Origin of the sequence: Rhizobium sp. 11_C7_N12_5, assembly GCF_051811145.1 — a bacterium.
GTDB lineage: Bacteria > Pseudomonadota > Alphaproteobacteria > Rhizobiales > Rhizobiaceae > Rhizobium > Rhizobium lusitanum.
The window spans coordinates 2,192,517-2,204,538 of the sequence record NZ_JBPWPY010000001.1 but is presented as its reverse complement, the minus strand read 5'-3'; the positions used below and the strand labels follow the sequence as shown (position 1 = coordinate 2,204,538).

At 61.0% G+C, this 12,022-nt stretch carries 10 protein-coding genes; 4 read left to right on the top strand and 6 right to left on the bottom strand.

Annotation, left to right across the window (positions count from 1 at the left end; genetic code table 11):
- Positions 1 to 7 precede the first annotated feature (7 nt).
- Both guaD and puuD read right to left on the bottom strand, forming a co-directional pair.
- Positions 8 to 1,315, bottom strand: coding sequence for a guanine deaminase (gene guaD / locus AB8B29_RS10835; protein ID WP_113118495.1), 1,308 nt, complete (start codon positions 1,313 to 1,315; stop codon positions 8 to 10).
- Positions 1,312 to 2,550, bottom strand: coding sequence for a urate hydroxylase PuuD (gene puuD, locus AB8B29_RS10830; protein ID WP_047562574.1), 1,239 nt, complete (start codon positions 2,548 to 2,550; stop codon positions 1,312 to 1,314). Before puuD ends, guaD begins: the two co-directional genes overlap by 4 nt.
- 206 nt (positions 2,551 to 2,756) lie before the next feature.
- Here puuD and AB8B29_RS10825 point away from each other — a divergent pair, with 206 nt between their 5' ends.
- Positions 2,757 to 3,089, top strand: a complete 333-nt coding sequence (locus AB8B29_RS10825) for a hypothetical protein (protein WP_047562946.1) — start codon at positions 2,757 to 2,759, stop codon at positions 3,087 to 3,089.
- A 3-nt stretch (positions 3,090 to 3,092) separates the two neighbouring features.
- Here AB8B29_RS10825 and AB8B29_RS10820 read toward each other — a convergent pair whose 3' ends face one another.
- Complete coding sequence (locus AB8B29_RS10820; protein WP_080760683.1) at positions 3,093 to 3,989, bottom strand: LysR substrate-binding domain-containing protein; 897 nt, start codon at positions 3,987 to 3,989, stop codon at positions 3,093 to 3,095.
- Positions 3,990 to 4,091: 102 nt separating this feature from the next.
- On the opposite strand from AB8B29_RS10820, the gene AB8B29_RS10815 reads away from it, so the two are divergent.
- Positions 4,092 to 4,295 carry a hypothetical protein gene (locus AB8B29_RS10815; RefSeq protein WP_047638688.1) on the top strand — a complete coding sequence of 68 codons (204 nt, stop codon included), beginning with the start codon at positions 4,092 to 4,094 and terminating at the stop codon, positions 4,293 to 4,295.
- A 103-nt stretch (positions 4,296 to 4,398) separates the two neighbouring features.
- On the opposite strand, the gene xdhB is transcribed toward AB8B29_RS10815, so the two are convergent.
- The 3 genes from xdhB to AB8B29_RS10800 form a co-directional block, all read right to left on the bottom strand.
- Positions 4,399 to 6,738: a xanthine dehydrogenase molybdopterin binding subunit gene (gene xdhB, locus AB8B29_RS10810; RefSeq protein WP_047638687.1), complete on the bottom strand. Its 2,340-nt coding sequence runs from the start codon at positions 6,736 to 6,738 to the stop codon at positions 4,399 to 4,401.
- A gap of 126 nt (positions 6,739 to 6,864) precedes the next feature.
- Positions 6,865 to 8,331, bottom strand: a complete 1,467-nt coding sequence (xdhA, locus tag AB8B29_RS10805; RefSeq protein ID WP_047638686.1) for a xanthine dehydrogenase small subunit — start codon at positions 8,329 to 8,331, stop codon at positions 6,865 to 6,867.
- A gap of 72 nt (positions 8,332 to 8,403) precedes the next feature.
- A complete protein-coding gene (locus AB8B29_RS10800; RefSeq protein WP_037194889.1) occupies positions 8,404 to 9,180 on the bottom strand; it encodes a 3-hydroxybutyrate dehydrogenase in 777 nt (258 codons plus the stop codon).
- Positions 9,181 to 9,415: 235 nt separating this feature from the next.
- Here AB8B29_RS10800 and glpK point away from each other — a divergent pair, with 235 nt between their 5' ends.
- Positions 9,416 to 10,912, top strand: coding sequence for a glycerol kinase GlpK (gene glpK, locus AB8B29_RS10795; protein ID WP_037194886.1), 1,497 nt, complete (start codon positions 9,416 to 9,418; stop codon positions 10,910 to 10,912).
- Positions 10,913 to 11,081: 169 nt separating this feature from the next.
- Positions 11,082 to 11,891 carry a hypothetical protein gene (locus tag AB8B29_RS10790; RefSeq protein WP_047638685.1) on the top strand — a complete coding sequence of 270 codons (810 nt, stop codon included), beginning with the start codon at positions 11,082 to 11,084 and terminating at the stop codon, positions 11,889 to 11,891.
- Positions 11,892 to 12,022: the final 131 nt, after the last annotated feature.

Here is a 12,022-nt window from a genome sequence, read left to right as displayed (position 1 = left end):
GAGTGCCTTATTGCAGGATTGACTTCATAGGCTTCCCGGCGACATAGGTTTCGGCGATAGCGCGGTCGTCGCCCATCGTCTGCAGCAGGAACAGTTCTTCGGCCAGGCTCTTCACCACTTCCATCTTCAGCGCCATGGCGGGCGTGGCGGCGGCGTTGAGGATGATGAGGTCTGCCTCCGTGCCGGTGTCCAGCGTGCCGATCTTGTCGACGAGGGAGAGGGCCTCGGCGTTGCCGCGGGTCATATAGTAATAGCTTTCCAGCGGGTTCAAGCGCTCGCCGAGGAGCTGCTGGATCTTGTAGGCTTCGTCCATGGTTCTGAGCATGGAATAGCTGGAGCCGCCGCCGATGTCGGTAGCGACGCCGATGCGGACGGGCTTTTCGCGGCGTGCCAGTGCCTTTAGCGGAAAGAGACCGGAGCCGAGGAAGAGGTTCGAGGTCGGGCAGTGTACGGCGACCGCGCCGGCCTCGCTCATGGCGTCCGCCTCGCGCTCGGAAAGATGGATCGCGTGGCCGAACAGGCTCTTTGGGCCGAGCAGCCCGTAACGGGCATAGATATCGGTATAGTCGATCGCTTCCGGGTAGAGTTCACCCGTGAACTTGATCTCGTCGTGGTTCTCGGAAAGGTGCGTCTGGATGTGCAGGTCCGGGAATTCGCGGGCGAGGGCGGCCGTCGCCTCCATCTGTGCCGGTGTAGAGGTAATGGCGAAGCGCGGCGTGATGGCGACGTGGTTGCGGCCCTTGCCATGCCAGTCTGCAATCACTTCGCGGGTCTCGTCATAGCCCGTCTCCGGCGTGTCGAGCAGCCCCTGCGGCGCATGCCGATCCATCATGACCTTGCCACCGACCATGCGCATGTTGCGGCGCATGGCTTCGGAGAAGAAGGCGTCGGCTGAGGTCTTGTGCACGGAGCAATATGCAACGGCCGTGGTCGTGCCGTGGCGGATCAGTTCGTTATAGAAATGCGTGGCGATGCGCTCTGCATGGGCGCTTTCGACGAAGCGGCATTCCTCGGGAAAGGTGTAGGTGTTCAGCCATTCGAGCAGGTTGGCGGCATAGGAGGCGATCACCTGCATCTGCGGGAAATGCAGGTGCATGTCGATGAGGCCGGGCAGGATCAGGTACGGCCGGTGATCGACCTCGGTCACGTCGTCCGGTGCCTGCGCCTTGATGGTAGCGTAAGGGCCGATCGCGGCGATGATGCCGTTTTCGATCAGGAGGCCGCCATCGCTTTCGTAAGTATAGCTGTCCGTGTCATCAAGGCCTTGCGGTGCGCGCTTGAAGGAAAGCAGGCGGCCGCGCAGAAGGGTGGTCATTGGCTTTTTTCTCCGACGGAGCTTTCGAACCAGGCGACCAGCAATTTGCGCTCCTCCGGCGTCACCTCGGTGACGTTGCCGGGAGGCATGGCATGGCTGCGGCCGGCCTGGATATAGATCTCCCGGGCATGCATAGCGATTTCCGCGTCATTTTCCAGCCTCACGTCTTTCGGCGGCCGGACAACTCCCTCATAGACGGGCTCGGCCGCATGGCACATGGAACAACGCGTCGAGACCATCTGCTTGACGGCCGGAAAATGCGCGTCCGAGGCGAATTGCTGGAAGGCGGGCGCGACCGCATTGGCATCCTTTTCGCCGGTCAGCACCTTCGGAACGGTCGAAAGCCACATGATGACGATGAAGAGGACGAGCGTGACGATCCAGGTCCAGGTCGGGCGGCCCTTGCGGGCATGCGTCGTGTTGAACCAGTGGCGGATGGTGACGCCCATCAGGAACACCAGCGCCGCGATGATCCAGTTATAGGCCGTGCCGAAGGCCAGCGGATAGTGGTTCGACAGCATGAAGAAGATGACGGGCAGCGTCAGGTAGTTGTTGTGCAGTGAGCGCTGCTTGGCGATACGGCCGTATTTCGGGTCCGGTGTGCGGCCGGCGATCAAGTCGGCGACGACGATCTTCTGATTGGGGATGATGATCATGAAGACGTTGGCGGACATGATCGTCGCGGTAAACGCGCCGAGATGCAGGAAGGCGGCGCGGCCGGTGAAGAGGTGCGTATAGCCCCAGGCCATGAAGACGAGGACGGCATAGAGCACGATCATAAGGCCCCAGGTATTGTTGCCGAGCGGCGATTTGCAGAGCAGGTCGTAGACGATCCAGCCGCCGACAAGCGAGGCGAGCGAGATCAGGATGGCAACGGGGACGCTGACGTCAAGCACATGTCGGTCGATGAGAAAGAGATTGGCGCCGCCATAATAGACGATGCACATCATCAGGAAGCCGGAAAGCCAGGTAAAATAACTCTCGTATTTGAACCAGGTCAGATGCTCCGGCATCTGTGCGGGAGCCACGAGATATTTCTGGATATGATAGAATCCGCCGCCATGCACCTGCCACTCCTCGCCATAGGCGCCGGGCGGAAGATGCGGGCGCTTCACCAGCCCGAGATCGAGCGCGATGAAATAGAAGGACGAGCCGATCCAGGCAATCGCGGTTATGACGTGGAACCAGCGGGCGGCAAAGGCCAGCCATTCCCACGCTATGGCGTATTCATACATTCAGTTCCCCTTTTTCTCTTTCGACTCGATACCTTGCAAAATGTTGGGGGCGGATGGAAGGGGAGAGTTTGACGCGTCGGTCAAAAGCCATGGCCTTGTCGAGCGTCCGGTTCGCATTAGATCAGAATATGGCGGTTTTTAACGCCCTCGGCTGCTTGGAGCGGGCCGTGTCCGCGGCAGCCGTCCATTTCGACGGAGAATTGCCCATGCGTGGTGTTCTGGCGTTCGTATTTTTTCTCTTTGCAGCTGCCGCCCTGGCGCATGATGCGCCTTCCGGCTGGAGGTACGATCCCTATTGCTGCAACGGCGACGGCGAGAGCGGTGATTGCGAGATGATCCCTTCGCGCACCGTCACCGTCATTCCGGGCGGCTATCGAGTGACGCTCAATCCCGGCGACCATCGTTATGTGACGCATGCACATATCTTCACGCTGCCGCAGCGCAAGACGATGCGCTCACCCGACGGCGCCTATCATCTCTGCCTGTTTCCGGACGAAAACACGCCGCGCTGTTTCTACGCGCCTGATATGGCTTATTGAGCTCTATTCGAGCGGCCGGCCGAATTCGGCGAGGAGCCAGTCCCTAAAGGCACGGATGCGCGGCGTATGACGCCTGTTTTCCGGGTAGGCGACCCAGTAGTCGGCGCCGTCGGTTGATAGGATATCGAAAGGCTGTATCAGCCGTCCGGAGGCAAGCTCCTCCGCGTAGAATTCCGGGGTCAGAATTGCGACGCCCTGGCCGGCCAGGGCAGCGCTTGCCTCGAAGGATTGCGCCCCCAGCCTGCTTCGCGGTCTGCCCTGAAGGCCGGGGTCGGGAACACCGGCCTCCTGGAACCATTGAACCCACCATGGATCGCCGGCATCGATGATGCGTAGCTTCAGCAGATCGGCAGGCTCGTGCACGCCTCCGATCGTCTCGGCCAGTGCCGGACTCAGCATTGGCGTGAAGGTCATCTTCATCAGCAGGTGCGCACGCAGGCCCGGCCATGTGCCCAATCCGGCACGGACGGCGATATCGGACGGCTCACGGGCGAAATCGATGATCGAGCCTGAGGTGGACAGTCGAACGGCAATTTTGGGATGTTTGAGCTGAAACGAGCCGAGATGCCGAGCGAGCCATTGCGATGCGAAGGTTGGTGTCGAATGGATGAGGAGCGTGGTTTCGGCGTCGCCGCTGATCGAAGCCATGGCGTCCTGCAGCATGGCAAAGGCCTCGGCTACCTTCGGCGCCAGCTGCTCTCCGGTCTCGGTCAGTACGATCTGCCTCGGGCGGCGCAGGAACAGCGGCTCGCCGACGGTCTCTTCCAATAGCTTGATCTGGTAGCTGACGGCCGTCTGCGTCATGCCGAGTTCATCGCCGGCACGGGTGAAGCTGCCGAGCCTTGCGGCCGCTTCGAAGACGCGGAGTGCATTCAGCGGGAAGCGTTTCGACAGCTTCATGGATAAGTTCTCTTTATGTATGCAGATGATAGTTCGATTGGAATTCCAGCATTTTTCGCGTCACTGTGCAATTCACATCATTGATTGAATTGAGGTGTCGTCATGGATTGCTATGCTGTGGAACAGATGGAGGTAGCTAGACCAACGGGCTTGGCGCGCGTTCTGGAATCTTTGGCGCAGATGTTCGCCAGACATGCCGAGCCGTCGCCGCGCCTGGATCTCGAAGAGATACCGGACCGGCTGAAGCGCGATCTGGGTTTCCTTGACGGACGCGAGCCGCGTTACGAGGACAATCGGCTACGATAGGCCGCAAAGCCGTCAGAAGTTCAGCGGCAAATATCCGGAGCAGGAGCGAAGGATAGAATGGAGTTTGCTGCGAAGAAGGGAGAACAGGCGGCCGCCCAAAGCATCACATCCCCTTCAGCCGTTCTACCGCCATCAGCACCCGCTCTGGCGTTGCCGGCGCGTCGAGACGCGGGCAGACGCGATAGTCGGCGACGCTGGCGACGGCCATGGATAGTGCTTCGAGCACCGAAATACTGAGCATGAATGGCGGTTCGCCGACGGCTTTCGAGCGGCCGATGGTAGCCTCGGTATTCTCGGACCATTCGGCAAGACGGACGTTGAAGATCTTCGGCCGATCGGAGGCGAGCGGGATCTTGTAGGTGGAGGGCGCATGGGTGCGCAGCTGGCCCTTGGCATCCCACCAGAGTTCTTCGGTGGTCAGCCAGCCCATGCCCTGCACGAAGGCGCCTTCGACCTGGCCGATATCGATCGCCGGATTGAGGGAGCGGCCGACGTCGTGGAGGATGTCGGTTCGGTCGATCAGGTATTCGCCTGTCAGCGTATCGATCGACACTTCCGAGCAGGCGGCGCCATAGGAGAAATAATAGAACGGCGTGCCGCGGCCGGCCTTGCGGTCCCAATGGATTTTCGGCGTCTTGTAGAAGCCGGCGGCGGAAAGCTGCACGCGGGCGAAGTACGCCTGCTTGACGAAATCCGGGAAGGGGATTTCCACATCGCCGACGCGCACGTGGTTCGGCAGGAATTGCACTTCCCCGGCACCGACGCCCCATTTTTCGACGGCGAAGGCGACGAGCCGTTCCTTGATCTGACGAGCGGCGTCATAGGCGGCCATGCCGTTCAGGTCCGAGCCGGAGGACGCGGCGGTTGCGGAGGTGTTCGGGACCTTGCCTGTCGTGGTAGCGGTGATCTTTACCCTGTCGATATCGACCTGGAAGCTGTCTGCCAAGACCTGCGCCACCTTGGTATAGAGACCTTGGCCCATCTCGGTGCCGCCATGGTTCAGGTGGATGGAGCCATCCTGATAGATATGCACCAGCGCGCCTGCCTGGTTGAAGGCAGTCATGGTGAAGGAGATGCCGAATTTCACCGGCGTCAGCGCGATCCCCTTGCGGATGAAGCGGCTGGAGCGGTTGAACTCGATAATGGCGTTGCGCCGCGCCTGATAATCGGCCGTCTCTTCCAGCTCGTCGACGATGCGGTTGATGATGTTGTCGGTGACTTCCTGATGATAGGGCGTGAGCGTCCGGCCGGATCCCGGCTGGCCGTAGAAGTTCGCGCGGCGGATCTCCAGCGGATCCTTGCCAAGCGCATAGGCGATCTCTTCAATGAAGCGCTCCCCGCCAACCATGCCCTGCGGGCCGCCGAAGCCGCGGAAGGCGGTGTTGGAAACGGTATGCGTCTTCAGCGGTTTCGAGACCAGATGCACATGCGGATAGAAATAGCTCGAATCCGCATGGAACAGCGCGCGGTCGGTGACCGGCCCGGAGAGGTCGGAGGAAAAGCCGCAGCGGGCGGCATAGGTGGCATCGACGGCGTGGATGCGACCGTCATCGTCGAAGCCGATCTCGTAGTCCAGCAGGAAGTCGTGTCGCTTGCCCGTGGCAGCCATGTCCTCGTCCCGGTCCGGACGGAACTTGACGGCGCGGCCGAGCTTCTTGGCGGCGAGGGCGGCGAGCGCTGCAAACTGGTTGCCCTGGGTTTCCTTGCCGCCGAAGCCGCCGCCCATGCGGCGCACGTTGACCGTGACGGCATTGGACGGGATGTTCAGAACATGGCCGACGATGTGCTGGATTTCGCTCGGATGCTGGGTGGACGACCAGACGGCGACTTCATCGTCCTCGCCGGGGATTGCCATGGCGATATGGCTTTCGAGATAGAAATGCTCCTGGCCGCCGATGCGCATCTGCGCCTTGATGCGATGCTTGGCATTGGCCATCTCGGTTTCCGGTTCGCCGCGCTTCAGCGTCATCGGCTCGTAAACGAGCGGCGAGCCATTGGCGAGCGCCCCGTCGATATCGCTCCAATGCGGCAGGTCGCGGTAGTCGATCTTGGCGAGGCGAGCGGCGCGACGGGCCGCATCGCGCGTTTCCGCAATGACGGCGAAGATCGGCTGGCCGTGGAACTCGACCTTGGTTTCGGCGAGCAGCGGCTCGTCGTGCATGCCGTTGGAGCTGGTGTCGTTGACGCCGGGAACATCGGCGCCGGTGAACACCCAGACGACGCCCGGATAGGCTCTGACGGCGGAAAGATCGATGGCGGCAATCTCGGCGTGCGCACGGTCGGAGAGGCCGAGCGCGCCGTGCAGCAGGCCCGCGGGTTCGGGAATATCGTCGATGTAATCGGCGGTTCCGGTCACATGCTTATGGGCTGAATCATGCTTCATCGAGTCATGCATCGAGCCGTTGATAACGACCTTGCGTTCTTCGAAAGTGGACTTATCCATTGTTCAAGCCTCCGCCGTTTCCCTTCTCCCCAGCGGGGAGGAGGGCGAAGAGGTATCTGCTGCGATCCGATAGCGTCATCGGCGCGGAGCGTGTGAAATGCGGCTGAATGGATGCAAAACATTTCATCATGCCAGCACCTCGAAACGCTTCAGCTCCTGCGATGCACCCGATGTTTCCAGATAGAAGCGGATGAGCAGGTTCTTGGCGGTCAATTGTCGGTATTCGGCGGTGGCGCGCCAGTCGGTCAGCGGCTTGTAATCGGCGTCGAAGGCGGCTCGGACGGCTGTGACGGTCGCTTCCATCCAGGGCTTGCCGATCAACTCGGCCTCGACGGTGCGGGCGCGCTTCGGCGTGCCGGCCATGCCGCCGAAGGCGATGCGGATATCGGCGACCTTGTCGGCATCATCGAGCGTCAGGTGGAAGGCGCCCAGCACGGCTGTAATGTCCTCGTCACGACGCTTGGTGATCTTGTAGACGGCAAAATGCGCTGAAGCAGCCGGGTACGGCACGAAGACGCTTTCGACGAATTCGCCGGGGTTGCGATCCTGCTTGCCGTAGTCGATGAAGAAATCCTCCAGCGGCAGGCTGCGGGTGCCGGCCACCGAGCGCAGCTTGACGGTGGCGCCAAGGGCGATCAGCGGCGGCGGTGAATCGCCGATCGGCGAACCGTTGGCGATGTTGCCGCCTATCGTGCCCATGTTGCGCACCTGCTCGCCGCCGATGCGGTTGATGAGGCCTGCAAGCGCGGGGATTTTTTCGGCAATGGCGGTAAAGGCGCGGCTGTAGGTGACGCCGGCGCCGATGGTCAGGCCCGTATCTTCAACGGTGATCTTCTGCAGGTCGCTCAAATGATTGATGAAAACGACAGGGTTGAGGCTGCGCATCTGCTTGGTCACCCAGAGGCCGACATCGGTCGATCCGGCGACGACGGTCGCCTTCGGTTCGTCGGCAAGCACCTGTGCCAGGGCAGCAACGGAACCCGGCACGATGAGGCGATCCTCGCCCTCGGCTATGGTGATGGTGTCGGCGCTCTGCATGGCCCAGAGGCGGGCGATGATGTCGGCCCTGGTCTTTTCCAGGGGATCGAAGAGGGCGCTCGGTCGCTTCTCGCTGACCTGCTCGGCCGCCTTGACGATCGGTTCGTAACCGGTGCAGCGACAGAGATTGCCTTGCAGGGACTTTTCGATCTGCGCCCGGCCCGGTTTTTCCGTCGTCAGCCAGAGGCCGTAGAGCGACATGACGAAGCCCGGCGTGCAGAAGCCGCATTGGGAGCCGTGGCAATCGACCATGGCTTGCTGCACCGGATGAAGGGTGCCGTTCTGGGCCGCCAGATGCTCGACCGTGACGACGTGGGTCGCATGCAGCGAGCCGACGAAGCGGATGCAGGCATTGACGGATTCGTAGTGAAGCCCGCCATCGATCAGGCGGCCGACCAGCACGGTACAAGCGCCGCAATCACCTTCCGCGCATCCTTCCTTCGTTCCCGTCAGGCGCCGCTTGAGGCGCAGGAAATCAAGCAGCGTCTCGGTGGGGCGCAGATTTGAGAGCGAGATATCCTCGCCGTTGAGGATAAAGCGGATGCTGTCGTTCATGTCGTTCCCGAATTATCTTTCGTTGGCAGGGGCCGGATGCGCAGGCGCCAAACCGGCCCTAACCGTCTATCGTTATTCCGCGGTCCAGCCACCGTCAATCGAGACGTGTGTTCCAGTGACCTGGCGCGCCTCGTCGCTGGCGAGATAGATCGACAAGGCAGCAATCTCTTCGGCTTTGACGAATTCATGCGTCGGCTGCGCCTTGAGGATGACCTCGTTCTTGACCTGCTCCTCGGTCATCCCGCGTGCCTTGGCTGTGTCGGGGATCTGCGCCTCGACGAGCGGGGTCAGGACATAGCCGGGGCAGATGGCATTCACGGTCACGCCAAACTCGGCAAGCTCAAGTGCCGCCGTCTTCGTCAAACCCATTATACCATGTTTTGCCGCGACATAGGCCGATTTGAAGGGCGAGGCGACGAGGGCGTGGGCGGACGCGATATTGATGATGCGGCCGTATTTCCTGGCCTTCATCAACGGGATCGCCGTGCGGATCGTGTGGAAGGAGCTCGACAGGTTGATGGCGATGATCTGGTCCCACTTCTCGATCGGGAAATCCTCGATCTTCTCGACATGCTGGATGCCGGCATTGTTGACGAGAACATCGACGCTGCCGAAGGTCGAATTGGCTGTGGCGATCAAGTCGGCGATCTCGGCGGGCTTGGTCATGTCGGCCGGATGGTAGATCACTTTGCCGCCGCCGGACGCCTCAAGCTTGTTTTTGATCGCGTCGATTTCCTCAGGCTTTCCAAAGCCGTTGATGACGACATTCTCACCCTTGGCGGCAAAGGCGGTCGCGATGGCGAGGCCGATACCGCTCGTGGAACCGGTGACGACAACTGTTCTAGCCATGATCTTCTCCTTGGACAGCGCAGCTTCTTGCTGCAACGCAAAAGCGGTTTGAGCCTAGTCCCAAACCTGCGGATATGGCAATCGCATCGTCGCAAGACTCTTTTGCGTCCCCGAGGACCACGATGCCGTGAACGGAAGAGCGTATTTTTCGATAAAAAATTTCGTTTTGCTTTCTTTTCACATTCGTTTTGCTCGCGTATCTGTTGGTTTGGGACGCAACAGGCGGGAGGAATGCATGAGCGGCTATATCTTGGCGATCGACCAGGGAACGACGTCGACGCGGGCTATCGTTTTCGACGGCAAGATGAAGGTTGCGGGCGTCGGACAGAAGGAATTCACCCAGCATTATCCGAAGCCGGGCTGGGTCGAGCACGATCCCGAAGAGATCTGGTCATCCGTCCTCTTCACCGTCCGCAAGGCGATCGAGGCCGCCGGCATCACGGCCAAGGACATCGCCGCGCTCGGTATCACCAATCAGCGCGAGACCGTTGTGGTCTGGGATCGCGAGACGGGCAAGCCGATCCACAATGCGATCGTCTGGCAGGACCGCCGCACCGCGAGCTATTGCGAGAAGCTGAAGCGCCAGGATCTTGAAAGGCTCTTCACCCGCCACACCGGCCTGCTGCTCGATCCCTATTTTTCCGGCACCAAACTGTCTTGGCTGCTCACCAATGTGAAGGGCGCCCGTGCGCGCGCCGGCAAGGGCAACCTGTGCTTCGGCACGATCGACACCTTCCTGATCTGGCGGCTGACGGGCGGTAAGAGCTTCGTCACCGATGCGACAAATGCCTCGCGGACGCTGATGTACAATATCGGCAGCAACGAATGGGATAGGCAATTGCTCGACATCCTGCGCGTCCCGGCTGCGATGCTGCCTGACGTGAAGGATTGCGCCGCCGATTTCGGCATCACCGATCCGTCGCTTTTCGGGGCGGCGATCCCGATCCTCGGCGTTGCCGGCGACCAGCAGGCGGCGACGATCGGACAGGCCTGCTTCGAGCGCGGCATGATGAAATCCACCTATGGTACCGGATGCTTCGCGCTGCTCAACACCGGCGCGGATATGGTTCGTTCCAGGAACCGGCTGCTGACGACCATCGCTTACCGGCTGAACGGCGAAACGACCTATGCGCTGGAAGGCTCGATCTTCATTGCGGGTGCTGCCGTCCAGTGGCTGCGCGACGGGCTGAAGACGATCCAGCGCGCTTCGGATTCCGGCGAGCTGGCGGCCAAGGCCGATCCGATGCAGGAGGTCTATCTGGTGCCGGCCTTCACCGGCCTCGGCGCGCCCTATTGGGATCCGGATGCTCGCGGCGCCATTTTCGGGCTGACGCGCAATACCGGACCTGAGGAAATCGTCCGGGCGGCGCTGGAGGCTGTCTGCTACCAGTCGCGCGACCTGCTGGATGCCATGCACAAGGATTGGCGCAACGGCAGCGGCCAGGACACGGTACTGCGCGTCGACGGCGGCATGGTCGCTTCCGATTGGACGATGCAACGGCTCGCCGATCTGCTCAACGCGCCCGTCGACCGTCCCACCATTCTGGAAACCACGGCACTCGGTGCTGCGTGGCTCGCGGGCAGCCGCGCCGGCGTGTGGCCGGACCGTGCCGGCTTCGCCAAGGCTTGGGCGCGCGACCGGCGATTCGAGCCTGACATGGACGACAGGACGCGAAATGCCAAACTGAAAGGATGGAAAAACGCCGTAGCGCGTACCTTGAGCACACGATAGGGCCATCTTAGCCGGCTATGCCTCACCGCAGGTTATGTCGTGTAAGATTTCTTTATTTTGCTTATATAAGGGAGAGCAGCGATACTTGCGCCGTGGGTGCTTCGAGTCACCCTTCGCGGAATAGATCCTTCATCGGACCAACGCCTTCTGGGAGACGACAAAGCGCGCAATGGCTGCTCAATTTACGGAACTGAAGAAGCATATCTACAGACAGATCAAGTATCATCTGTCCCGGCCAAAGCCGCCCGTCCTGCCGGAACCGTTTCGGGGGCCTGTTCTTGTGGTCGGATCCGCGCCGGTGTCTAATAAGCCCGCGGATTTCGACGAGACCTTCCGGGTGATCACCATCAATGGCTCGCAGGTGGTGACGAAGGCCTGGGGGATCGAGACCCCCGACGTCACCCTCGTCCAGTTCAACCAGATCGAGGGAACGAACACCAACGCCGTCGAGGTGCGCCGCGTTCTGAACGGGGAGCGCACGAAAATGCTTTACGTCCTGCTGTGGCGGAAGGAACTCCAGCGGTTGGAAGAGGGGCTGAAGGCGTTCAACTACCGTTACGACAGGCTTGAGATCGTCGATCGGTACAAGCGCATGGCGCTTCTGGACCGGGTCGGCGGCGTGAAATGCAGCGAGCTGGGCGCCGACGACAAATGTTCGAATGGCATCAATGCCGTGCTCTTCGCGCTCTATAACGGTGCGACCGAAGTGATCATCACCGGGATCAATCCCGATTCCGGCGGACACGTCTACAATCAGGAAAATCTCGCTCGGCTGCATGTCCGCAAGGATCGCGAAATTCTCGAGCGGCTGCTGGAGCGTGGTTATCCCATCTTCACGGCTGATCCGGTCGTGTCGCAATCCGTCGGCCTGCCGCTATGGAAGGGCAGGGCGCAAGCTGCAAAGATGTCCGAAGCTGACGTGAAGGCCAGGCGGCCGGCATCGAAAAAGGCAGCGACCCTGAACCCGTTGTTGGGTTGACGGGCTGGCCGTTCGTTGGAGGCTGACGAATGTCATCGTTTCATGCCAAGATCGTGGCATGGAATCATTGGATCACGCAAATTTCAATCAGATGCTGATGCCGCCACCACTCAGGCCGGGCGATAGAATAC

Coding starts and splice junctions, on each gene's coding strand:
- AB8B29_RS10820 (WP_080760683.1), bottom strand. CDS start 3,989: ATGAAGCTGTCGAAACGCTTCCCGCTGAATGCACTCCGCGTCTTCGAA.
- AB8B29_RS10815 (WP_047638688.1), top strand. CDS start 4,092: ATGGATTGCTATGCTGTGGAACAGATGGAGGTAGCTAGACCAACGGGC.
- AB8B29_RS10800 (WP_037194889.1), bottom strand. CDS start 9,180: ATGGCTAGAACAGTTGTCGTCACCGGTTCCACGAGCGGTATCGGCCTC.
- glpK (WP_037194886.1), top strand. CDS start 9,416: ATGAGCGGCTATATCTTGGCGATCGACCAGGGAACGACGTCGACGCGG.
- guaD (WP_113118495.1), bottom strand. CDS start 1,315: ATGACCACCCTTCTGCGCGGCCGCCTGCTTTCCTTCAAGCGCGCACCG.
- puuD (WP_047562574.1), bottom strand. CDS start 2,550: ATGTATGAATACGCCATAGCGTGGGAATGGCTGGCCTTTGCCGCCCGC.
- xdhB (WP_047638687.1), bottom strand. CDS start 6,738: ATGGATAAGTCCACTTTCGAAGAACGCAAGGTCGTTATCAACGGCTCG.
- AB8B29_RS10790 (WP_047638685.1), top strand. CDS start 11,082: ATGGCTGCTCAATTTACGGAACTGAAGAAGCATATCTACAGACAGATC.
- AB8B29_RS10825 (WP_047562946.1), top strand. CDS start 2,757: ATGCGTGGTGTTCTGGCGTTCGTATTTTTTCTCTTTGCAGCTGCCGCC.
- xdhA (WP_047638686.1), bottom strand. CDS start 8,331: ATGAACGACAGCATCCGCTTTATCCTCAACGGCGAGGATATCTCGCTC.